The following is a 23,578-nucleotide window of genomic DNA, read 5'->3' on the forward strand; positions in this document are numbered from 1 at the left end:
GATTCCCGGTGGCGGTGATCTGTCGCTTGCTTGTGCTCTTCGAATCATGAAGGAGCATGATGATGAGCAAGCAGTACGGTATACCTGCCCCGGTCACCCTGCGGGTGGGCGTTTTTTTCGATGGCACCGGCAACAATCAGGGCAACGCTGCACCCTTGGCTTCCACCGGCCGCGCTTGCGCAGGGGGTAGTTACGCCAATGCCCGCAGTAACATTGCCCTGCTGCACGCGCTTTATCCCTCCGGGCCTGTGCAAGGTCAGGTTCATTTCAGCGTTTATGTGGAAGGTATCGGTACAACACACGGTGCGCCTGACTCGTCCTTCGCCCAGGCGACGGGGCGTGGAAGCGCGGGGGTGGCGGCCCGGGTAGATCAGGCGCTGGTGGAGGTTGGCAGGCAGCTGCGCGATTATCGGGCTGAGCATCCGCAGGTTGTACCCAAGTGCATCGAATTCGACCTGTTCGGTTTCAGTCGAGGTGCTGCGGCGGCCAGGCATCTGGCCAATCGGCTGGGCAAGGAGGAGGCGGGCTTGCCGGCTGAGCTGCACGGGCCCCGGGCGATCAATTTCATTGGTCTGTTCGATACGGTGGCGGCAATCGTTGCACCTTTGCAAGGCAGCTTCGACCCTGCCAGCGATCAATACGGCGGTTTGCGTCTCGGGCTGGACACACTTGTCGCCCGGCAGGTGGTGCAACTGGTGGCCGGCGATGAGCAGCGCCACAACTTCCCGCTGGTGCGCAGCGACAACGACATAGTCGTGCCGGGTGTGCACTCGAATATCGGTGGCGGTTATCGTGAGCACATGCGTGAGCAGGTTCTTTTGTGCAAACCGCAGTCGAGCCGGGTCGCGCGGACGACGCCGGCCGAATGCACAAGCGCCCATGCGGCGGTCAATGGGCTGCTGACCTCGACTTTTGCCGGCCTGGTCGATCCGCGGCCAACGCTGCTCAGCTGGGAGGTGCCGATCGAAGGCAGCCGAGCCAGGCGTGATGACCCGGAAAAGCAGGTGTATGCCGCTGTGTACCGAGAACGTGAAGTCAGTGGCCACCTGTCACGTGTCTACCTCAGCATCATGCGTGAACTGGCCGTGCGCGGTGGCGTACCGTTCGCTCCCTTGGGCAGTGACGATGCGCATCACCTGCCGGCAGAGTTGCTGCCTGTCAGCCGCAAACTGCATGAGTTTGCCCTCGGGCAATGTGCGCAACTGCGCCTGACGCCCCAGGAACGAGCGTTGCTGCAGGCAAAGTATGTGCACACATCGGCGCACTGGAACGCAGTGAAAGGGCTGGATAACAGTGCGCTGGACGCGTTTTACATCGACCGGCCGGGCAAGGCGGGCAGGGTGCTGCACAAGAACCCGGTTGGCTGATGCGGGTGCCGGCCTGCCCACCATTATCGATGTGCAGGCCGGCCCGGGTCAGTTTTTCGAACTGGAGTGCTTGCGGCCTTGGTCACACAAGGCAAACACCACCACCAGCACACCGGAAACCGCCAGGATCAAAGCCACGCCGTCGGTGGAGTGGGTCGCCGAGTTCGCCACCAAGGCAAGGCCGCCCAGGGGCGCCAGGCCGCCGGCCACTGCAGTGCCAATCTCGCGCCCGGTGCCGAAACCGGAAGAGCGCGTCTGGGTCGGGAACTGCCGGCTAAGGAACGAGCCCTGGGGGGCGAACATCATTGGCGCGAGGAGGCCGGTGCCGATGGCAATGGCCACATAGATCAGTGTTGGCTCACCGCTGCTCAGCAACTGCAAGAATGGATAAGCAAACAGCGCCGACAGCACGCCGCCGAGCATCAACACGGTCTTGCTGCTCCAGCGGTCGCACAGCCAGCCGAAGAACGGTACGGCAAAGATCGCCACCAGGCTGGCGATGGTCACCGACAGGGAGGTGACATGTGCCTCGACACCTTTGAACTGAGTCAGGTATGCCAGCGAGAACGTCTTGAATATGTAGCTCAGAGCGTTGTAGCCGATGGCCACGAAAAACACCACGGCCAAGCCTTTGAGATCGTTCCTGAACAGCAGTTTCAGCGGTGACTCCTGCGGTTTGGCATCGGCCTTGTCGAGTTCTTTGAAGTCCGGTGTCTCAGGAATGCTCTTACGCACCCAAAGGCCGATCGCCACCAGGGCGATGCTGGCGATGAACGGAATGCGCCAGCCACCGGCGAGGAGAAACTCGTTGCCGTTCATGGTCAGCAGGTAAACGGTCAGCGACGACAGCAGCAAGCCCAGGTTGAGCCCCAGTGCTGGCCAAGCGCCCTGGCTGCCGCGCTTGCCTTCGCTGGCATGTTCGTAGGAGGTGACGGCCGCCCCGGACAGCTCTGCACCGGCGCCCAGGCCCTGGATGATGCGGATCACTACCAGCAGAATCGGTGCCCAGATACCGATCGAGGCGTAGCTGGGGATCAGACCGATCAGCGCGGTGCACACACCCATCATGCAGAACGTGATAACCAGTACATGCTTGCGGCCGAAGCGGTCGCCCAGGTAGCCAAACAGAACCCCGCCGAATGGGCGCGCGACAAAACCGATGGCAAACGTGGAGAACGCCAGCAGTGAAGCCACTGCCGGGTTGCTGGCATCGAAGAAAATCTTCGAGAACACGATCGCCGCCATGGTCGCGTAGAGGTAGAAGTCATACCACTCCAGCATCGAACCGAAGATGGTTGCCGCCGCCACCTTGCGCAGGCGCTTGCGTTTCTGTGCTGGTGTCTCGCTCGCGGCCGGGGCCGCCTCGTGTACCGACATCTGATGTTCCTTATTGTCTTTGTAGTTGGGGTGTGCAGCAGGGTTCAGCTGGCCTTGAGGATCTTTTCAGCGATCATCTGGCCGATGGGGATCGCCGAGGTGGCAGCCGGTGACGGTGCATTGCAGACATGCACCATGCGCGGGGTCTCGGCGAACAGAAAATCGTGGACCAAGGTGCCGTCGCGCATCACGGCCTGGGCACGGATGCCTGCCTCGAAGGGCAGCAGGTCGCCGGCCTGCAGCGACGGGCAGTACTTGCGGCACTGCTCCAGGTAGCCGTGCTTGAACAGCGAGTTCTTCATCTCGGTGGTGCCGGAGCCGAGGTTGTTCCAGATCGTTTTCCAGAACCCAGGGAAGCGCACGTACTCGGCCACATCGCGCCAGTTCACCGCGAACTTGCGGTAGTTTTCCCGGCCAAAACCCAGCACGGCGTTGGGGCCGACGGTGACACTGCCGTCGATCATGCGCGTCAGGTGTACACCGAGGAACGGTAGCTGTGGGTCAGGAATCGGGTAGATAAGGTGGTTGACGATCTGGTTCTTGCTGGCTGGCAGGCGATAGTACTCACCGCGGAATGGGATTATCTGGTGGTCGATCTTTACCCCGGCCAGGCGCGCCAGGCGGTCGGATTGCAGGCCGGCGCAGGCGACCAGCTGGCGGGCATGCCAGGTCTGGCTGTGATCGCACACTTCGACATGATCGCCAAACTCGCGGATGGCCTGCACGGTGGTGGCCAGGCGCACTTCGCCGCCGGCCTGCTCGATGACCTTGGCCATGGCATCGCACACCTGCTTGTAGTCGACGATGCCGGTGGCATCGACGAACAGCGCACCAAGGCCTGCGATATTGGGTTCGCGGCGCCTGAGTTCACTGGCGTCCAACCGCTCGACCTTCAGCCCGTTGAGCTGTGAACGCTCGTACAGCGCCTGCATGCGCTGCATTTCCAGCGGGTTGGACGCCACCAGCAGTTTGCCGCAGACATCGAAGGCAATGCCGTGCTCGCGGCAAAAATCCTTGGTCGCCAGGGCTCCACGCTTGCACAACTCGGCCTTGAGGCTACCCGGGGCATAGTAAATGCCCGCATGGATCACCCCACTGTTGTGGCCCGTCTGGTGGCGGCCGAGGCTGGACTCCTTTTCCAGTATCAGCAATGACGCCCCGGGGCGTTGTTGGAGCAGGGCCATCGCGGTGGCCAGGCCGACGATGCCGCCGCCGATGATGCAGTAGTCGTATGTCATGCAGGGGTACCTTGGGATTCTTGTCGGTGGATCTGCTTATCAGGTTGTCAGACTAATGGATGCGTAAAAAAAAGAGCTTGCCGGGTCGCAGCAAGCTCTGGGTATCAGTCGAGTGCAGGTAGTTCTATTTTCAGGCGTTTGGCAGAGGCGCGCAGATGCGCTTCGGCACACGCCGCAGCCCTTTGGCGGTCACCGTCGGCGATGGCCTGATAAAGCGCTTGGTGTTCGCGATTGGCTTCGGCCGAGCCGCCCACCGAATGGGCTGCGGAGTTTTCCCAGGCGGTGCGCCGTGCATTGGCCAACTGGCCGCCGAGAAAGTCATGGAAGGCCACGAAGTAATCGTTCTTGCTGGCTTCGGCGATGGCCCTGTGGAAGGCCACATCAGCTGCCGAGGCAGTGGCGAAGTCGCTGCGTTTGTCGAGCATCTCCTGCAGGGCCTGGGCCATGTTCGCCAGATCGTGTTCGTCACGTCGGCGCGCGGCGATGGCCGCTGCCTGGGTTTCGATCCACAGGCGCATTTCGAACATCTGCACCAGGTCGGGTTTGCGACCGGTACTGCCGGGGAAGCGGAACACCGTGCCCCCGGGGGTTTTCGAGATATAGGAGCCAAGCCCGCGGCGGGCGATCAGCACGCCATCGGCCTTGAGCTGCGCTACCGCTTCGCGCACTACCGAGCGGCTGACGTTCAGTTGTTCAGCCAGTTGCTGTTCAGTGGGCAGGCGCGCTTCGGCGGCCAGGCGACCGGAATCGATTTCTGCACGGATGGCGCTGACAACCCGTTCGACCAGAGTGTCGGGGCGCTGGAGTTCTAGCATGGAAGCGATTGCCTAGTGGTCAGGTTGTCAGACAATGCCTGTAGCGGGTATGGGATGTCAATCGTTTCGATCAGGTGTGCGTTGCCAGGCATGGCCCTCGCACCGGTGAGCCGTCTCGCGCAGAGAAGCCACCGCTCCGCGGTTGGACGGCCGCGTCAGGCAGGCTTTCAGAGCTCGCTGACGAAGGTCCCTGTCCCCTCCAGAATGTTGCGCAAGGTCAGTTCGACCTCTTCCAGGTCAGTCCCTGCCGATGTCAGCACGATCTCCAGCGTTTCGTCACCCTTCAACGCATCTCGATCCCCGGCCGCCACTTCGATCAGCAGGCGCTTTGCGCTCAGGGTCACCTTCAGGCCATCGAGCGTCGACGGTTCATCGTCCAGGGTCAGGTCCACGGTGTCCTCATCCGGGTAGCGGGTGAGCAGGAACATCTGCCCCTTGTCGCTGTGGCAGCACAAGGTCGCCATGTTGTCTTCCTCGTCATCGCAAGGGGTGGCGAACAGCAGGGCGGTGTTGATTTGCATGAAGGCGGCTCGGGTCAATGGAAACGAAAGTGAATTCTGACAGCCTTGGGGGCATCGATAAACGTAAAGTTTCCCCCCCTTGACCGAAATTGTCGCAGCGCTGCAAGCGGTAATGACCGATCAGTCGTTAAGCTTCCGCGAGCCCTGAACATTACCGTCCGGCTTGCCACGGGTTGGCTATCGTTGATCCGTGATCGTCGGATGTACGCGACGCTTCAATTATTACAAAGCCCAAGCGGAGTACCACAGATGGCGTTCTTCACCGCAGCCAGCAAAGCCGACTTCCAGCATCAACTGCAAGCGGCCCTGGCGCAGCACATCAGCGAGCAGTCACTGCCACAAGTGGCGCTGTTCGCCGAACAGTTCTTCGGCATCATTTCCATGGACGAGCTCACCCAGCGCAGGCTGTCGGACCTGGCCGGCTGTACCCTTTCCGCCTGGCGCATCATCGAGCGCTTCGACCCCGCGCATCCGCAGGTGCGGGTGTACAACCCCGATTACGAGCGCAATGGCTGGCAGTCGACCCACACCGTGGTCGAGGTGCTGCACGATGACCTGCCGTTCTTGGTGGATTCGGTACGTACCGAGCTCAACCGCCGCGGCTATAGCATTCACACGCTGCAGACCACGGTGCTGAGCGTGCGTCGTGACGCCAAGGGCAATCTGCTCGAACTGTTGCCCAAGGGTACCCAGGGCGAGGGTGTGTGCCATGAATCGCTGATGTACCTGGAGATCGACCGCTGCGCCAACGCTGCCGAATTGACGGTGCTCACCCGCGAAATCGAGCAGGTGCTGGCCGAGGTGCGGGTGGCGGTGGCCGATTTCGAGCCGATGAAAGCCAAGCTGCAGGAAGTCATGGCGCAGGTGGAGCAAACCGCGTTTGCGCCAGCGCACCACGAAAAGGGTGAGGTCAAGGCGTTCCTCGAGTGGCTGCTGGACAACCACTTCACCTTCCTCGGTTATGAAGAATTCACCGTGCAGGCCGACAGCGCCGGCGGCCAGATGGTCTACGACGAGCAGTCGTTCCTGGGCTTGCCGCGCCGCTTGCGTGTGGGCCTGACGCCTGAAGAGCTGCGTATCGAAGACTACGCGGTGGCTTACCTTGCAGAGCCGCTGCTGTTGTCGTTCGCCAAGGCTGCACTGCCCAGCCGGGTCCACCGCCCGGCCTACCCGGATTACGTCTCGATCCGCCAGCTGGACGCCGATGGCAAGGTGCTCAAGGAACACCGCTTCATGGGCCTTTACACCTCGTCGGTGTACGGCGAGAGCGTGCACGCCATTCCATACATCCGGGTCAAGGTCGCCGAGGTCGAGCGCCGCTCCGGCTTCGACGCCAAGGCACACCTGGGCAAGGAACTGGCCCAGGTACTCGAAGTGCTGCCACGCGACGATCTGTTCCAGACCCCGGTCGACGAGCTGTTCAGCACGGTGATGTCGATCGTGCAGATCCAGGAGCGCAACAAGATCCGTGTGTTCCTGCGCAAGGACCCGTACGGGCGCTTCTGCTACTGCCTGGCCTACGTGCCACGGGAAATCTACTCCACCGAAGTGCGGCAGAAGATCCAGCAGGTGCTGATGGAGCGCCTGAAGGCCAGCGACTGCGAGTTCTGGACGTTCTTCTCCGAATCGGTGCTGGCACGCGTGCAGCTGATTTTGCGCGTCGATCCGAAGAACCGTATCGCCATCGACCCGCAGCAACTGGAAAACGAAGTGATCCAGGCCTGCCGCTCGTGGCATGACGACTACGCCGCGCTGGTGGTGGAGAACTTCGGTGAAGCCCAGGGCACCAATATTCTCGCCGATTTCCCCAAAGGTTTCCCGGCCGGCTACCGTGAGCGCTTTGCCGCCCATTCTGCGGTGGTCGACCTGCAACATGTGCTGGCCCTGTCCGAAAGCAAGCCGCTGGCGATGAGCTTCTACCAGCCGCTGACGCGTCTGGGCGAACGCTTGCTGCACTGCAAGCTGTACCACGCGGACACGCCATTGGCGTTGTCGGACGTGCTGCCGATCCTGGAAAACCTTGGCCTGCGTGTGCTGGGCGAGTTCCCCTATCGCTTGCGCCACGCCAGTGGTCGTGAATACTGGATCCACGATTTCGCCTTCACTTACAGCGAAGGCTTGAGCCTGGACATCCAGCAACTCAACGACGTGCTCCAGGACGCGTTCATCCATATCGTCCAGGGCGATGCCGAGAATGACGCGTTCAACCGCCTGGTGCTCACCGCCGGCCTGCCATGGCGCGACGTGGCGCTGCTGCGCGCCTATGCCCGCTACCTCAAGCAGATCCGCCTGGGCTTCGACCTTGGCTACATCGCCAGCACGCTGAACAACCACACCGACATCGCCCGTGAGCTGACCCGGTTGTTCAAGACCCGCTTCTACCTGGCGCGCAAGCTCACTGCCGATGACCTGGACGACAAGCAGCAACGCCTGGAACAAGCCATCCTCAGCGCCCTGGACGATGTCCAGGTGCTCAACGAGGACCGCATCCTGCGCCGCTACCTGGACCTGATCAAGGCCACCCTGCGCACCAACTTCTACCAGCCTGATGCCAACGGCCAGAGCAAGTCGTACTTCAGCTTCAAGTTCAACCCCAAGCTGATCCCCGAGCTGCCCAAACCGGTACCCAAGTTCGAGATCTTCGTTTATTCGCCACGGGTCGAGGGTGTGCACCTGCGCTTCGGCAATGTGGCACGCGGTGGCCTGCGCTGGTCGGACCGTGAAGAGGACTTCCGTACCGAGGTGCTTGGGCTGGTCAAAGCCCAGCAGGTGAAGAACTCGGTGATCGTGCCCGTCGGTGCCAAGGGCGGCTTCCTGCCACGGCGTTTGCCGCTGGGCGGCACGCGTGACGAAATCGCCGCCGAAGGCGTGGCCTGCTACCGCATATTCATCTCGGGCCTGCTCGACATTACCGACAACCTCAAGGACGGCGGCGTGGTGCCACCGGCCAACGTGGTGCGTCACGATGACGATGACCCGTACCTGGTGGTGGCGGCCGACAAGGGCACCGCGACCTTCTCCGACATCGCCAACGGCATCGCCATCGATTACGGCTTCTGGCTGGGCGATGCCTTCGCCTCGGGTGGCTCTGCCGGCTACGACCACAAGAAGATGGGCATTACCGCCCGTGGTGCCTGGGTGGGCGTGCAGCGCCACTTCCGCGAGCGCGGCATCAATGTGCAGCAGGACCCGATCACCGTCATCGGCGTCGGTGACATGGCCGGTGACGTGTTCGGCAACGGCCTGCTGATGTCCGACAAGCTGCAACTGGTAGCGGCGTTCAACCACCTGCACATCTTCATCGACCCGAACCCGGACCCGGCCAGCAGCTTCGCCGAGCGCCAGCGGCTGTTCGACTTGCCGCGTTCGGCCTGGAGCGATTACGACACCAGCATCATGTCCGAAGGCGGCGGGATCTTCCCGCGCAGTGCCAAGAGCATCGCCATCACGCCGCAAATGAAGGAACGCTTCGCCATCGAGGCCGACCGGCTGACACCGACCGAGCTGCTGCATGCATTGCTCAAGGCACCGGTAGACCTGCTGTGGAACGGGGGCATCGGTACCTACGTCAAGGCCAGCAGCGAAAGCCACGCCGATGTCGGCGACAAGGCCAATGACGCGTTGCGGGTCAACGGCAACGAACTGCGCTGCAAGGTGGTGGGCGAGGGCGGCAACCTCGGCATGACCCAGCTCGGCCGTGTCGAGTTCGGCCTCAACGGCGGTGCCACCAATACCGACTTCATCGACAACGCCGGTGGGGTGGACTGCTCCGACCACGAGGTCAACATCAAGATCCTGCTCAACGAAGTGGTGCAGGGTGGCGACATGACCGAGAAGCAGCGCAACCAGCTGCTTGGCAGCATGACCGATGAAGTGGGCGGGCTGGTGCTTGGCAACAACTACAAGCAGACCCAGGCGCTTTCGTTGGCGGCGCGTCGCGCCCGCGAGCGGATCGCCGAGTACAAGCGCCTGATGGCCGACCTCGAGAGCCGTGGCAAGCTGGACCGTGCCATCGAGTTCCTGCCGACCGAGGAGCAGTTGGCCGATCGCCTGGCGGCCGGCCAGGGCCTGACCCGTGCCGAGCTGTCAGTGCTGATTTCCTACAGCAAGATCGACCTCAAGGAGCAGTTGCTCAAGTCGCTGGTGCCGGACGATGACTACCTGACCCGCGACATGGAAACCGCCTTCCCGCCGTCGCTGGTCAGCAAGTTCGGCGAAGCCATGCGCCGCCACCGCCTCAAGCGCGAGATCGTCAGTACCCAGATCGCCAACGACCTGGTCAACAACATGGGCATCACCTTCGTCCAGCGGCTGAAAGAGTCGACCGGCATGAGCCCGGCCAATGTTGCCGGGGCCTATGTGATCGTGCGTGACATCTTCCATCTGCCGCACTGGTTCCGCCAGATAGAGGCGTTGGACTACCAGGTGCCGGCGGAAATCCAGCTGACCCTGATGGACGAGCTGATGCGTCTGGGGCGCCGCGCGACCCGCTGGTTCCTGCGCAGCCGGCGCAACGAGCAGGATGCCGGGCGCGACACCGCGCACTTCGGGCCGAAAATCGCCCAGTTGGGGCTCAAGCTCGACGAACTGCTGGAGGGCCCGACCCGCGAACGCTGGATGGTCCGCTATCAGAGCTTCGTCGATGCCGGCGTGCCGGAGTTGCTCGCACGCATGGTGGCAGGCACCAGCCACCTGTACACGTTGCTGCCGATCATCGAGGCGGCAGACGTGACCGGGCATGAGCCGGCCCAGGTGGCCAAGGCGTTCTTCGCCGTGGGCAGTGCGCTGGACTTGACCTGGTACTTGCAGGAAATCAGCAACCTGCCGGTGGAGAACAACTGGCAGGCCCTGGCCCGCGAGGCGTTCCGCGACGATATCGACCTGCAGCAACGGGCCATCACCATCTCGGTGCTGCAGATGGTCGATGCCCCGCAAGACATGGATGCCCGCGTGGCGCTGTGGGCCGAGCAACATCGGGTAATGGTCGAGCGCTGGCGTGCCATGCTCGACGACCTGCGCAATGCGACGGGTACCGACTATGCGATGTACGCGGTGGCTAACCGCGAGCTGGTCGACCTGGCGATGAGCGGGCAGGTGGTGGCGGTGCCGTCCTGATCGGACAGCTGAAATGAAAAAGCCCCGGCAGTGATGCCGGGGCTTTTTCATGCTGGCGCCCGCCTTACGGATGATCGGCCCCCAGGTAGGAGCGGCCTTGTGTCGCGAAAGGGTCGCGTAGCGGCCCCGGCAATATCAGCCTGATGCATGAATTGCGGGGGCGCTGCGCACCCCTTTCGCGACACAAGGCCGCTCCTACGGGGCCGTGTGTTATTTGAACCGCCGCTCCACGCCTTTTTCCACCAGGATTTTTGCCGATATCTCCTCCACCGAAAAATGCGTGGAGTTGATGTTGGGGATGTTCTCCCGCCGGAACAGGCTCTCGACCTCGCGTACCTCGAACTCGCACTGGGCAAAGCTCGAATAACGGCTGTTGGGCTTGCGCTCGTGGCGGATGGCGGTCAGGCGGTCGGGGTCGATGGTCAGGCCGAACAGCTTGTTGTGATGCTTCTTGAGCACCGCCGGCAGCTGCAGGCGCTCCATGTCGTCTTCGGTGAGCGGGTAGTTGGCCGCGCGAATGCCGAACTGCATCGCCATGTACAGGCAGGTCGGGGTCTTGCCGCAACGCGATACGCCGACCAGGATCAGGTCGGCCTTGTCGTAATAATGGGTGCGCGCGCCGTCGTCGTTGTCGAGCGCGAAATTCACCGCCTCGATGCGCTCCATGTAGTTGGAATTACCGCCAATGGAGTGGGACTTGCCGACGGAATACGACGAATGGGCAGTCAATTCCTGCTCGAGCGGGGATAAAAACGTCGAAAAGATGTCGATCATGAAGCCGTTCGACGTCGCCAGGATCTCGCGGATGTCCTGATTGACGATGGTGTCGAAGATGATCGGGCGCATGCCGTCGCGCTCGGCGGCGGCATTGATTTGCTGCACCATCGTGCGCGCCTTGTCCGGCGTGTCGATGTACGGACGGGTGAATTTGTTGAATGGAATGCTATCGAATTGCGCGAGCAGGCTTTGGCCCAGGGTTTCGGCAGTGATGCCGGTGCCATCGGAGATGAAGAACGCGGTTCGTTTCATTTGCGATCTGGGCCTTAAGCTGATGACGTTTCTTGGATATGATAAGTTCGGTTTGCCGAATGCGGCTGTCGGCATTCTCACTTATTTTCCAGGTACAGGCCACAAGCGTCCGGCCCAGTCAAAAGGCAGGCGGGCGCCCTTGAGCTTTTCCAATACAGTTAGTGGAGAGATCACCTTGGTAGAGTACGTAGTTTCCCTCGATAAGCTCGGCGTCCATGATGTGGAGCATGTGGGGGGCAAGAACGCATCCCTGGGCGAGATGATCAGTAACCTCGCCGGTGCCGGCGTGTCGGTGCCGGGCGGCTTTGCCACTACGGCTCAGGCGTACCGTGATTTTCTCGAGCAAAGCGGGCTGAACGACCGCATTCACGCCGCGCTCGACGCGCTGGATGTCGATGACATCAATGCCCTGACCAAGACCGGCGCGCAGATTCGCCAGTGGGTCATGGAGGCCGAGTTCCCGGCTCGACTGGATTCGGAAATCCGTACGGCCTTTGCCGAGATGGCCGCTGGCAACGACAACATGGCCGTCGCCGTGCGTTCCTCGGCCACCGCTGAAGACCTGCCGGATGCCTCTTTTGCCGGCCAGCAGGAAACCTTCCTCAACATCCGTGGCGTCGATAACGTGATCCGCGCGGCCAAGGAAGTGTTCGCCTCGCTGTTCAACGACCGCGCCATCGCCTACCGCGTGCACCAGGGCTTCGACCACAAGCTGGTGGCCCTGTCGGCCGGCGTGCAGCGCATGGTCCGCTCTGAAACCGGCACCGCCGGTGTCATGTTCACCCTCGACACCGAGTCGGGTTTCCGCGATGTGGTATTCATTACCGGCGCCTACGGCCTGGGCGAAACCGTGGTGCAGGGTGCGGTCAACCCTGACGAGTTCTACGTACACAAAAACACCCTGCAGGCCGGCCGCCCGGCCATCCTGCGCCGCAACCTGGGCAGCAAGGCGATCAAGATGATCTACGGCGACGAGGCCAAGGCCGGTCGCTCGGTCAAGACCGTCGAAGTCGACCGTGCCGAACGTGCGCGCTTCTGCCTGACCGACGCCGAGGTCAGCGAGCTGGCCAAGCAGGCCATGATCATCGAGCAGCACTACCAGCGCCCGATGGACATCGAATGGGCCAAGGACGGTGACGACGGCAAGCTCTACATCGTGCAGGCCCGCCCTGAAACCGTGAAAAGCCGCGCCAGCGCCAATGTCATGGAGCGTTACCTGCTCAAGGAGAAGGGCACCGTACTGGTTGAAGGCCGTGCGATCGGCCAGCGCATCGGCGCGGGCAAGGTCCGCGTGATCAAGGACGTGTCCGAGATGGACAAGGTGCAGCCGGGCGACGTGCTGGTCTCCGACATGACCGACCCGGACTGGGAGCCGGTGATGAAGCGCGCCAGCGCCATCGTCACCAACCGCGGCGGGCGTACCTGCCACGCGGCGATCATCGCCCGCGAGCTGGGTATTCCGGCAGTGGTAGGTTGTGGCAACGCCACCCAGCTGCTCAAGGATGGCCAGGGCGTGACCGTGTCCTGCGCCGAAGGCGATACCGGCTTCATTTTTGAAGGTGAACTGGGCTTTGACGTCAAGCAGAACTCGGTCGATGCCATGCCCGACCTGCCGTTCAAGATCATGATGAACGTCGGCAACCCGGACCGCGCCTTCGATTTCGCCCAGTTGCCCAACGCCGGTGTCGGCCTGGCGCGCCTTGAGTTCATCATCAACCGCATGATCGGCGTGCACCCCAAGGCGCTGCTGAACTACGCCGGCCTGCCGCCGGAGCTCAAAGAAAGCGTCGACAAGCGCATCGCCGGTTACAACGACCCGGTCGGCTTCTATGTCGAGAAGCTGGTCGAGGGCATCAGCACCCTGGCGGCGGCCTTCTACCCGAAAAAGGTCATCGTGCGCCTGTCGGACTTCAAGTCCAACGAGTACGCCAACCTGATCGGCGGCAAACTGTACGAGCCGGAAGAAGAAAACCCGATGCTGGGCTTCCGCGGTGCTTCGCGCTATATCAGCGAGTCGTTCCGTGACTGCTTCGAGCTCGAATGCCGTGCACTGAAGCGCGTGCGTAACGAGATGGGCCTGACCAACGTCGAGATCATGGTGCCGTTCGTGCGCACCTTGGGCGAAGCCAGCCAAGTGGTCGACCTGCTGGCTGAAAACGGCCTGGCCCGTGGCGACAATGGCCTGCGCGTGATCATGATGTGCGAGCTGCCGTCCAACGCCATCCTGGCTGAAGAATTCCTCGAGTACTTCGACGGCTTCTCCATCGGTTCCAACGACCTTACCCAGCTGACCCTGGGCCTGGACCGCGACTCGGGTATCATCGCCCACCTGTTCGACGAGCGTAACCCGGCGGTGAAGAAGCTGTTGGCCAATGCCATCCAGGCGTGCAACAAGGCTGGCAAGTACATCGGTATTTGCGGTCAGGGCCCGTCGGACCACCCGGACCTCGCCAAGTGGCTGATGGAGCAAGGCATCGAAAGCGTGTCGCTGAACCCCGACTCGGTACTCGAGACCTGGTTCTTCCTGGCCGAGGGCCAGGGCGCGGTCTGATAGATGAAATGCGGGGGCGCGTCTGGCGTGCCCCCGCCTGGTTTTTTCCAGGGCGAGTTCCAGTGATGGATCCCGCCCTTTTTTGTGCATCAAGCAACCTTATGCAAAGCAGCAGTGTTCTATTCCCCGTGGCCTTGCTCAGTGCCGAGCGCCGCGGTGATCTCAGTGAAGACGTCTACCGGATCAAGGCCGGCAACAGCCCTGACCCCAGCGTCGAACTGGCCGTGACCCGCCTGGGGCTGGCCGACCAGGGTGGCGCCCAAGGCGTGCCGGTTATTCTCCTGCATGGCAGTTTCTCCAATCGGCGTTTCTGGTATTCGCCCAAGGGCATTGGCCTGGGGGCTTACCTTGCACGTGCGGGCTTCGATGTCTGGATCCCGGAAATGCGTGGCCACGGGTTGTCGCCGCGCAACCACAAGTGGCGGCACAACCGGGTCGCTGACTATGCCCGCTATGACTTGCCGCTGATCGCGGCCTTCGTTGAAGAACAGTCCGGTTCAGCCCCCCACTGGATAGGCCATTCGCTTGGCGGTACCACCTTGGCGGCAGCGCTTGGCGGTGGTTTTCTGCAGTCCGGGCAGGTCGCCAGTGCCGCGTTTTTCGGTACCCAGATCAGCCGGGTGTACTGGCCGTTGAAGGTGCCACCCCTGACCTGGGGCGCAAAGCTGCTGCTCAGGCGTTGGGGGCAGATTTCCGGCCCGCGCTTCAAGCGCGGGCCTGAGGATGAGCCGATAGGCCTGGCGCTGGAAAGCATGCGTTGGCACGGCCTGTTTGGCCGTTTTGGTGACGAGGACAGTGACTGGTGGGCGGGGCTTGCCGAGGTGGATGTGCCGGTGCTGGCAGTGGCTGGCGCGGGAGACTTCCAGGACCCGGTGTGGGCTTGTCGCAAGCTGTTCGATCAGTTGGGTGGCGAGCGCAAGCAGTTCCTCAGGCTGGGGCGCGAGGAAGGCTTCGAGGCGTTCGGGCATGTCGACATGCTGGTGAGCAAGGCGGCGCAGGCGCAGGTGTGGCCATTGGTGCAACGCTGGTTGCGCCAGCCGTTGCTGCCGGTGCATGGGGCGACCGTGGTTACGGAGCCAGTCACGGTCAGCTGATTTTCTGCTGGGTGTCGTGGCCCGCTTGGGCTACGACAGGCGAAATACAGATGACCGAGCAGTCCCGGATGACTGCGACTGCCTCCCCGGTGTAGCCTTGGCAGACACCCGCTTTCGTTGTGACTGACAGGAGCTTCCCATGCAGCATTACGTAACGCCCGACCTGTGCGACGCCTACCCGGACCTGGTCCAGGTGCTGGAGCCGATGTTCAGCAACTTCGGTGGCCGCGATTCATTTGGTGGCCAGATCGTTACCATCAAGTGCATCGAGGACAATTCGCGGGTCAAAGAGCAGGTTGAGCTCGACGGCAAGGGCAAGGTTCTGGTGGTTGATGGCGGTGGTTCGCTGCGCTGTGCATTGCTCGGTGACATGCTTGCCGAAAAGGCTGCCAAGAACGGCTGGGAAGGCCTGGTGATCTATGGCTGCGTGCGTGACGTCGATGTGCTGATCCAGACCAGCGTCGGTGTGCAGGCGCTGGCCAGCCATCCGATGAAGACCGACAAGCGCGGTATCGGCGACCTCAATGTGGCTGTGACCTTCGCCGGCGTGACGTTCCGCCCTGGCGAGTATGTGTATGCCGACAACAATGGTGTGATCGTCTCGCCAAGCCCGCTGGAAATGCCGCAGTGATGCGCCGCACGCGCTGATGGAGCTTTGATGTTCGAGGAAGACAACGCGCAGTGGGGGCTGGTGCACGCCCTGGTGCTCGATGGTAAAGGCGGCGCGCGCTCGATCCCCCGGACCGAGCTGGACGATCTGCAGTTGCAGCCACAGCAAAGCCTGTGGCTGCACTGGGATCGCAGTCATCCCCAGACCCGTACCTGGCTGCAGCAAGAGAGCGGCCTGAGTGAGTTCGCCTGCGACCTGCTGCTGGAGGAAAACACCCGTCCGCGCCTGTTGCCGCTGGCCGATGAACAGCTGCTGTTGTTCTTGCGTGGGGTGAACCTCAACCCGGGCGCCGAGCCTGAAGACATGGTATCGGTACGTATTTTCGCCCAGGCGCGGCGGGTCATTTCGCTGCGCTTGCGGCCTTTGCGCGCCAGTGACGAAATTCTCCGTCTGCTGGACGAGGGCAGGGGGCCCAGATCGGCGTCCGAGTTGCTGCTGCTGATGGGCGAATTGCTCACCGAGAAAGTGCAGGGTTTGGTCAACGATCTGTCGGAGCTGGTCGATCTGGAGGAAGAAAAGGTTGAATCCGACGAACGGTACAGCCCTGAGCACGGCAGCTTGCAGCAGATTCGTCGCCGAGCCGCCGGCCTGCGGCGTTTTCTCGCCCCGCAGCGGGAGATCTATGCCCAGCTGTCGCGCAGCCGCTGGAGCTGGTTCGCCGATGCGGACGCAGACTACTGGAACGAGCTGAACAACAGCCTGATCCGCTACCTGGAAGAACTGGAGCTGGCCCGTGAGCGGGCCGCGCTGGTGCTGGAAAGCGAGGACCGGCGGCGCAGCGAGCGGATGAACCGGACCATGTACCGCTTCGGCATCATCACCTGCATTTTCCTGCCCATGAGCTTCGTCACCGGGTTGCTGGGGATCAATGTCGGCGGCATTCCGGGGGCGGAAAACCCCTATGGTTTCCTGTTTGCCTGTATCGTCGTGCTCGGGCTTGCGGTGGGGCAGTGGTGGCTGTTCCGAAGGCTGCGGTGGGTTTGAATGCTTATTGGAATGTACCGGCCCTGTCGCTGGCAAGCCGGCCGCCACATGAGCCGAAGTGTGACCCGGCGTCTGTCGCTCTCGTCTCTGACTGACATTGCGCGAGGTGCACATGCACGATCCGTTTGAACAATCCCTGCGTGACCTGCTCAACGCGTCGCCGTCCGGTGAGGACCGTGACGACGCTGCGTGCCTGGGTCGCGTGCTGAAAACCGCCAACCGCCAGGTTGGCGCCGGTGACCTGTTCAGCCTGCTTGGCCGCTGGAGCCAGGCGCTGCTGATCGCCGTGAACAATGGCTCGGCGCATGTCGCGCCGGTGCGCCGCACTTCTGCCCGTAACGCTGCCGACGGCAGCAAAGCTGATAAGGCCGATTGAATATGGAACTCGATCTCTGGACCCAGAGCCTGGTCACTGCCATGACCGCCCTATGGACCAAGGTGGCGAACTTCATCCCCAACCTGTTCGGCGCGCTGGTCGTGGTGCTGCTCGGTTTCGTGGTGGCCAAGCTGCTCGATACGCTGTTGTCCAAGCTGCTGGCCAAGTTTGGTCTGGATCGCCTGATGGCCGGTACCGGCTTGACCAAAATGCTCAGCCGTGGCGGCATTCAGGTGCCGATCTCGACCTTGATCGGCAAGATCGTCTACTGGTTCGTACTGCTGATTTTCCTGGTCTCTGCTGCCGAATCGCTAGGCCTCGAGCGCGTCTCCGCAACCCTCGACATGCTTGCCCTCTACCTGCCAAAGGTATTTGGTGCGGCCTTGGTGTTGCTGGTTGGCGTGCTGCTGGCGCAAGTGGCCAACGGCCTGGTGCGTGGCGCTGCCGAAGGTATCGGCCTTGAGTATTCCGCAGGCCTTGGGCGCATTACCCAAGGCCTGGTGATCATCATCAGTATTTCGGTGGCGATCAGCCAGCTCGAGGTCAAGACCGACCTGCTCAACCACGTGATCGTGATCGGGCTGATTACCGTTGGTCTGGCCGTTGCGCTTGCGATGGGGCTCGGCAGTCGCGAAATCGCTGGGCAGATTCTGGCCGGTATCTATGTGCGTGAGCTTTACCAGGTCGGCCAGCAGGTGCGGATTGGAGAGGTCGAGGGGCAGATCGAGGAGATCGGCACGGTAAAGACGACGTTGCTGACCGATGATGGCGAACTGGTGTCGTTGTCTAATCGTGTGCTGCTCGAGCAACGCGTCAATAGCCGCTAATTGTCCAAAAGCTGTTAATGTATGCCGCCGCAGAAATCCGCCCACGTGGCCGAGCGGCGACATTGACCTGACTGTCGGCCAGATCCGTTTTGAATAAAGTTCATTCGCCGCCCATGCGTTACGACCCGCGCGAGCTCACCGACGAGGAGTTGGTGGCGCGTTCGCATGAGGAGCTGTATCACGTTACCCGCGCCTATGAAGAGCTCATGCGGCGCTACCAGCGGACCCTGTTCAACGTGTGCGCGCGTTATTTGGGGAACGACCGGGATGCTGACGATGTCTGTCAGGAGGTGATGCTCAAGGTGCTTTACGGTCTGAAGAACTTCGAGGGTAAATCCAAGTTCAAGACCTGGCTCTACAGCATTACCTATAACGAGTGCATTACCCAGTACCGCAAGGAGCGCCGCAAACGTCGGTTGATGGATGCCTTGAGTCTTGACCCTGTTGAAGAGGCGTCTGAAGACAAGGCACCCAAACCCGAAGAAAAGGGTGGCCTGGACAAATGGCTTGTGTACGTGAACCCGATCGACCGGGAAATTCTGGTGCTGCGATTTGTTGCGGAACTGGAATTTCAGGAGATCGCGGATATCATGCACATGGGTCTGAGCGCAACGAAAATGCGCTACAAGCGCGCGCTGGACAAGCTTAGAGAGAAATTTGCAGGTATGGATGAAACTTAGCCCCTTGCGAATATCTCTAACGAATCGGCAAGTTCTGCTAGACTTGCCGTCGAGTTGTCCGCCGGATTTTGGTGGGACTGCTTAACTATCACCAGATGGGGATTTAACGGATGAAATTGAAAAACACCTTGGGCTTGGCCATTGGCTCGCTCGTTGCTGCTACTTCGTTCGGCGTTCTGGCACAAGGCCAAGGCGCTGTCGAAATCGAAGGCAACGTGACCAAGCAGTACTACGACAGCGAGCGTAACTTCCAGAACGACGGCACCAACCCTGGTGTTCGCCTCGGTTACTTCCTGACCGACGACGTCTCCCTGGACCTGGGCTACAACGAGACCCACAACGCTCGTGGCGAAGTCTTCAACAAAGACATCAAAGGTTCCAAAGCCAAGCTCGACGCTACCTACCACTTCGGTACCGTAGGCGACGCGCTGCGTCCGTACGTTTCCGCTGGTTTCGCTCACGAGAGCCTGGGCCAGGCCACTCGTAGCGGCCGTGACCACTCCACCTTCGCCAACGTTGGCGCTGGCGCCAAGTGGTACATCACCGACATGTTCTTCGCCCGTGCCGGCGTAGAAGCCATGTACAACATCGACAACGGCAACACCGAGTGGGGCCCGACCGTTGGTGTGGGTCTGAACTTCGGTGGCAGCGGTGGCAAAGTTGCCCCGGCTCCTGCTCCAGTTGCTGAAGTCTGCTCCGACAGCGACAACGATGGCGTTTGCGACAACGTCGACAAGTGCCCAGACACCCCAGCCAACGTTACCGTTGACGCTGATGGCTGCCCGGCTGTTGCCGAAGTCGTTCGCGTTGAGCTGGACGTCAAGTTCGACTTCGACAAGTCGGTCGTCAAGCCTAACAGCTACGGCGACATCAAGAACCTGGCTGACTTCATGAAGCAGTACCCACAGACCACCACCGTGGTTGAAGGTCACACTGACTCCGTGGGCCCAGACGCTTACAACCAGAAGCTGTCCGAGCGTCGTGCCAACGCCGTCAAAGACGTGCTGACCCAGCAGTACGGTGTTGAGTCGACTCGTGTTGACTCGGTTGGCTACGGCGAAACCCGTCCGGTTGCCGACAACGCCACCGAAGAAGGCCGTGCTGTCAACCGTCGCGTTGAAGCTCAGGTAGAAGCCCAAGCCAAGTAATTGGTTGAAGCTTCACTGAAAAACCCGGCCTCGGCCGGGTTTTTCGTGTCTGGAGCATGTAGTTTCCAGGCAAGGCATTAAGCCGATGAACACCGCGTCATCCGGCTGCCGCCATCCGCTGATGGACCTCCAGGTTCCCTGCCACCTCGCCAATCACCAGGATTGCCGGGCTGCGCAAGCCGAACGCCCGCGCATCCTCCAGCATCCCCCGCAAGTCGCTGCGGCACTCGCGTTGCCCGGGCAGTGACGCATTCTCGATCATCGCCACCGGCATCCCCGGCGCCATGCCGCCGTCCAGCAAGCCCTGGCGAATCTGCTCCAGCCTCGCTACCCCCATGTACACCACCAGGGTCGTGCCACCCTGTGCCAGCGCCGTCCAGTTCAGCTCGCTGTCATCCTGGGTGTGCGCGGTCACCAGTGTCACGCCACGGCTGATCCCGCGTGAGGTAAGCGAAATGCCACACTGGGTCGCGCCTGCCAGGCCTGCAGTAATACCGTTTACCACCTCCACCTCGATGCCATGCCCTTGCAGCCACAAGGCCTCCTCACCGCCACGGCCAAAAATGCACGGGTCGCCGCCTTTGAGCCGCACAACGCAGCGGCCCTGCCGTGCGTGGCGCAGCATCAGGCGCTGAATGAACGCCTGGGGCGTGGAGCGGCAGCCACCCCGTTTGCCCACGGCGATCACCCGTGCCTGCGGGCAGTGTTCCAGCACGGCCGGGTTGACCAGGTCGTCGATCATCACTACATGGGCCTGTTGCAGCGCACGCACGGCTTTCAGGGTGAGCAGTTCGGGGTCACCAGGGCCGGCACCGACCAGCCAGACTTTCGCATTCATCAGGGTTTCCTCATCGGCAAGGCGTGCTCAGCCCTTGAACAGGCTGAACAGCAGTATCAGGTTGAGCAGCAGGGACAGCAGGGCCAGGGTGCGCCAGACCTTCAGTGGCTCCCGTTCAAGCAGTGGGCGTGGATGGCTGTTGAGCGCCTGGCGGTCACCCCGTTCGAGCAGCAGCAACCACTGTTCAGCGGTTTCGAAGCGCTGCGCCGGGTCCGTGGCCACGGCTTGCTGCAGGTTGTGCTGCAGCCATTCCGGCAAGTCGGGGCGATAGCGCGCGGCATTGACCGATTGGCCAAAGCGCGGGCGCTGGAAAGCTTCGACCTCGCCATAGGGGTAATGCCCGGTCAACAGGTGGTAGAGCGTCACACCCACTGCGTAGAGGTCTTGGCGCGGGCTCGGCGGCTGGCCGTCGAAGGCTTCCGGGGCGATGTACGAAGGCGTGCCGGGGAGTTCGTGGCGCGGGTCCTCGGACAGCCCTGGGCAGTACGCCAGGCCGAAGTCCAGCAGGCGCAGTTGGCCGTCTTCGCCCAGGTGCAGGTTGTCGGGCTTGATGTCACGGTGCAGCAGGTTGCGTCGGTGCAGCACACCAACGGCCTGCAGTAACTGGCGGGCCACTTCCAGCCACTGTGCCAGTGGCAACGGGCCCTGCTCGGCCAGCTGGGCGGCTAGGGTTCGGCCGCTGTGCTCGCGCATCACGTAATACAGGTGCTGGCGCTGGCTGGCGGCGTGCAGTTCGGGGAAATGGCGGCCGGCTACGCGGCGCAGGAACCATTCCTCAAGCAACAGCGCCTGGGCAGCGCCCGGCTCTTGTTCGCGTTCCGCGGGCAAGGTTTTCAGTAGCCACGGCTGGCCCTGGCTGTCGCGCACGCGGTACAACAGCGATTGGCGGCTTTGTGCCAGGCGCGCCTCGATCTGCCAGCCATCGATTGCCTGGCCTTCGCGCAGTTCGCGGGGTAAGGGCCATTGCTGCAGTTGAACCAGGGTATCGCCAAGGTTGGCCGTGCCCACGCGCTCGACCCGTACCAGCAGGGCGCTGGCATTGTCCTGGCTGCCATTGTGGTGGGCGCTGGCGACCAGTGTATCGGCGGCCAGTTGCAGGTCGGGCTGCTCGCGCAGTACGGCCTGGATGTGCTGGTCACCCAGGCTGGCCCAGACGCCGTCACTGAGCAACAGGTAGCACTCGCCGGGCTGCAGCTCACCGTCCAGGTAGTCCACCAGCAGGTGCTGGTCCAGGCCCAGTGCGCGTTTGAGCACATGCTGCATGCCGGGTTGGTCCCACACATGGTCTTCACTCAGGCACTGCAGGCGGCCGTCGTGCCAGCGATAGGCGCGGCAGTCGCCGACGTGTGCCAGGGTGAAGCGGCGTCCGCGCAGCACCAGCGCGCTGAGCGTGGTCAGGAGCGGCTGGCTGCCCTGAGCGCGCAGCCAGCGGTTCTGTGCCGACAGCAGGCGGTCCAGTGCCTGCGCCACGCCCCAGGTGGCGGGGGTGGCGTAGTAATCCATGGCCAGGGCCTGCAAGCTGGCACGTGCTGCAAGGCCGCCGTCAGCACATTGGCTGACGCCGTCGGCAAGGGCGAACAGGTAACCCTTGCTGGCGGCAAGCTCCGGCGCCGGGGTGACCAGGCGCAAGGCGTCCTGGTTCTCCTCGCGCGGCCCCGTGGCGCTGGCCTGGGCGAAACTCAGTTGCAGGCTCATCGGTTCGCCTCAGACCCGCGCCGCGGTGACCGCTGCAGAACCCCAGGTGGTGCGCCAGCGCTGCTTGACCCCGTGCAGTCCGAACCAGGCCAGCAGGCCCAGGCTGGCAAACAGCCACAGGCCCATCTGGTAGTCACCGGTGTGCTGCTTGATGGTGCCGAGCCCGGCTGCCAGCAGGAAGCCGCCGATGCCGCCGGCCATGCCGATCAGCCCGGTCATCACGCCGATCTCCTGGCGGAAGCGTTGGGGGACCAGCTGGAACACCGCACCGTTGCCCGCGCCCAGGCCGAGCATGGCGCTGACGAACAACGCCAGGGCCGCTGTGGCGCTGGGCAGGTTGAAGCCGACGGCAGCGATGCAGATGGCGGCCACGCTGTACATGCCAAGCAGGGTGCGGATACCGCCGAAACGGTCGGCCAGGGCGCCGCCCAGCGGGCGCATCAGGCTGCCGGCGAACACGCAGGCGGCGGTGTAGTAGCCTGCCGTGATCGGGCTGAGGCCGTACTGGTCGCTGAAATAGCCGGGCAGGGCGCTGGCCAGGCCGATGAAGCCGCCGAAGGTGACGCTGTAGAAGAACATGAACCACCAGCTGTCACGATCACCCAGCGCCTTGAGGTAGTCGGCCATGGCCTTTGGCTTGGGCCGTTGTGGTGCATTGCGCGCGAGCAGGGCGAACACCACGACCGTCACCAGCAGCGGGATCACGGCGAAACCGAACACGTTGTTCCAGCCAAAGCCTGCGGCCAGCACCGGGGCCAGCAACGCGGCGAAGACGGTGCCGGAGTTGCCCGCGCCAGCGATGCCCATCGCCTTGCCCTGGTGTTGCGGCGGATACCATTGCGAGGCCAGCGGCAGCGACACGGCGAACGAGGCGCCGGCAACACCGAGAAACACACCGAGCAGCAGGGCTTGCTCGTAGGTGTGCACGCCCAGGTACCAGGCACAGGCCAGGGCGACAATCACGATGACCTGGCCGATCAGCCCGGCGGTTTTCGGTGAGAGGCGGTCGACCAGCAGGCCCATGACAAAACGCAGCACGGCACCGGCGAGGATGGGTGTTGCGACCATCAGGCCCCGTTGCTGTGCACTCAGTTGCAGGTCGGTGGCGATCTGTACGGCCAGCGGGCCGAGCAGGTACCACACCATGAAGCTCAGGTCGAAATACAGGAACGCAGCGAACAGCGTGGGCACATGCCCGGATTTCCAGAAGCTGGTACTCATCGAACACCTCACTCGGCAATGCAACGGAAACG

At 62.5% G+C, this 23,578-nt stretch carries 18 protein-coding genes; 10 read left to right on the top strand and 8 right to left on the bottom strand.

Going from position 1 to position 23,578, the window contains the following annotated elements; all coding sequences use genetic code 11:
• Positions 1 to 59: 59 nt before the first annotated feature.
• The gene (locus JOE27_RS24200; RefSeq protein WP_174141797.1) at positions 60 to 1,367 is read left to right on the top strand and encodes a DUF2235 domain-containing protein; all 1,308 of its coding nucleotides are present in this window, start codon (positions 60 to 62) and stop codon (positions 1,365 to 1,367) included.
• 48 nt (positions 1,368 to 1,415) lie between these two features.
• On the opposite strand, the gene JOE27_RS24205 is transcribed toward JOE27_RS24200, so the two are convergent.
• The 4 genes from JOE27_RS24205 to JOE27_RS24220 all read right to left on the bottom strand — a co-directional run bounded on the left by JOE27_RS24205 (position 1,416) and on the right by JOE27_RS24220 (position 5,318).
• The gene (locus JOE27_RS24205; protein WP_012313502.1) at positions 1,416 to 2,744 is read right to left on the bottom strand and encodes an MFS transporter; all 1,329 of its coding nucleotides are present in this window, start codon (positions 2,742 to 2,744) and stop codon (positions 1,416 to 1,418) included.
• 44 nt (positions 2,745 to 2,788) lie between these two features.
• Entirely contained in the window at positions 2,789 to 3,982 is a 1,194-nt protein-coding gene (lhgO, locus tag JOE27_RS24210) for an L-2-hydroxyglutarate oxidase (protein WP_115275431.1), read from the bottom strand.
• A gap of 104 nt (positions 3,983 to 4,086) precedes the next feature.
• Complete coding sequence (locus tag JOE27_RS24215) at positions 4,087 to 4,797, bottom strand: FadR/GntR family transcriptional regulator (RefSeq protein ID WP_012313504.1); 711 nt, start codon at positions 4,795 to 4,797, stop codon at positions 4,087 to 4,089.
• A 167-nt stretch (positions 4,798 to 4,964) separates the two neighbouring features.
• Positions 4,965 to 5,318, bottom strand: a complete 354-nt coding sequence (locus JOE27_RS24220; protein ID WP_012313505.1) for a hypothetical protein — start codon at positions 5,316 to 5,318, stop codon at positions 4,965 to 4,967.
• A gap of 249 nt (positions 5,319 to 5,567) precedes the next feature.
• Here JOE27_RS24220 and JOE27_RS24225 point away from each other — a divergent pair, with 249 nt between their 5' ends.
• Positions 5,568 to 10,433 carry an NAD-glutamate dehydrogenase gene (locus JOE27_RS24225; protein WP_204920565.1) on the top strand — a complete coding sequence of 1,622 codons (4,866 nt, stop codon included), beginning with the start codon at positions 5,568 to 5,570 and terminating at the stop codon, positions 10,431 to 10,433.
• Positions 10,434 to 10,643: 210 nt separating this feature from the next.
• Here JOE27_RS24225 and JOE27_RS24230 read toward each other — a convergent pair whose 3' ends face one another.
• The gene (locus JOE27_RS24230) at positions 10,644 to 11,462 is read right to left on the bottom strand and encodes a pyruvate, water dikinase regulatory protein (RefSeq protein ID WP_012313507.1); all 819 of its coding nucleotides are present in this window, start codon (positions 11,460 to 11,462) and stop codon (positions 10,644 to 10,646) included.
• Positions 11,463 to 11,637: 175 nt separating this feature from the next.
• Between JOE27_RS24230 and ppsA the strand changes: the two genes are divergently transcribed.
• From ppsA to JOE27_RS24270, 8 genes are all read left to right on the top strand, one after another.
• Positions 11,638 to 14,013, top strand: a complete 2,376-nt coding sequence (gene ppsA / locus JOE27_RS24235) for a phosphoenolpyruvate synthase (protein WP_012313508.1) — start codon at positions 11,638 to 11,640, stop codon at positions 14,011 to 14,013.
• A gap of 101 nt (positions 14,014 to 14,114) precedes the next feature.
• Positions 14,115 to 15,107 (top strand): alpha/beta fold hydrolase, encoded by a 993-nt coding sequence (locus JOE27_RS24240; RefSeq protein ID WP_223255122.1) that lies wholly within the window; start codon positions 14,115 to 14,117, stop codon positions 15,105 to 15,107.
• A gap of 139 nt (positions 15,108 to 15,246) precedes the next feature.
• A complete protein-coding gene (gene rraA, locus JOE27_RS24245; RefSeq protein WP_204920567.1) occupies positions 15,247 to 15,738 on the top strand; it encodes a ribonuclease E activity regulator RraA in 492 nt (163 codons plus the stop codon).
• A 27-nt stretch (positions 15,739 to 15,765) separates the two neighbouring features.
• Positions 15,766 to 16,761 carry a zinc transporter ZntB gene (locus JOE27_RS24250; protein ID WP_046786497.1) on the top strand — a complete coding sequence of 332 codons (996 nt, stop codon included), beginning with the start codon at positions 15,766 to 15,768 and terminating at the stop codon, positions 16,759 to 16,761.
• 112 nt (positions 16,762 to 16,873) lie between these two features.
• Entirely contained in the window at positions 16,874 to 17,137 is a 264-nt protein-coding gene (locus JOE27_RS24255) for a CrfX protein (protein ID WP_115275429.1), read from the top strand.
• Between the two features lie 2 nt (positions 17,138 to 17,139).
• A complete protein-coding gene (locus JOE27_RS24260) occupies positions 17,140 to 17,964 on the top strand; it encodes a mechanosensitive ion channel domain-containing protein (protein WP_012313513.1) in 825 nt (274 codons plus the stop codon).
• A 113-nt stretch (positions 17,965 to 18,077) separates the two neighbouring features.
• Positions 18,078 to 18,644, top strand: coding sequence for an RNA polymerase sigma factor SigX (gene sigX / locus JOE27_RS24265; protein ID WP_039603739.1), 567 nt, complete (start codon positions 18,078 to 18,080; stop codon positions 18,642 to 18,644).
• A gap of 110 nt (positions 18,645 to 18,754) precedes the next feature.
• Positions 18,755 to 19,792, top strand: coding sequence for an OmpA family protein (locus tag JOE27_RS24270; protein ID WP_039603738.1), 1,038 nt, complete (start codon positions 18,755 to 18,757; stop codon positions 19,790 to 19,792).
• Between the two features lie 97 nt (positions 19,793 to 19,889).
• On the opposite strand, the gene cobA is transcribed toward JOE27_RS24270, so the two are convergent.
• The 3 genes from cobA to JOE27_RS24285 are packed head-to-tail and all read right to left on the bottom strand — an operon-like array spanning position 19,890 to position 23,546.
• Positions 19,890 to 20,630, bottom strand: a complete 741-nt coding sequence (cobA, locus tag JOE27_RS24275) for a uroporphyrinogen-III C-methyltransferase (protein WP_204920569.1) — start codon at positions 20,628 to 20,630, stop codon at positions 19,890 to 19,892.
• A 27-nt stretch (positions 20,631 to 20,657) separates the two neighbouring features.
• Positions 20,658 to 22,325, bottom strand: coding sequence for a bifunctional protein-serine/threonine kinase/phosphatase (locus JOE27_RS24280; protein ID WP_119688552.1), 1,668 nt, complete (start codon positions 22,323 to 22,325; stop codon positions 20,658 to 20,660).
• Positions 22,326 to 22,334: 9 nt separating this feature from the next.
• Positions 22,335 to 23,546, bottom strand: coding sequence for a nitrate/nitrite transporter (locus JOE27_RS24285; RefSeq protein ID WP_046786493.1), 1,212 nt, complete (start codon positions 23,544 to 23,546; stop codon positions 22,335 to 22,337).
• Positions 23,547 to 23,578 lie beyond the last annotated feature (32 nt).

The sequence above is a fragment of the Pseudomonas sp. M5 genome, from assembly GCF_016907075.1.
In the GTDB taxonomy this organism is placed as follows: domain Bacteria; phylum Pseudomonadota; class Gammaproteobacteria; order Pseudomonadales; family Pseudomonadaceae; genus Aquipseudomonas; species Aquipseudomonas putida_E.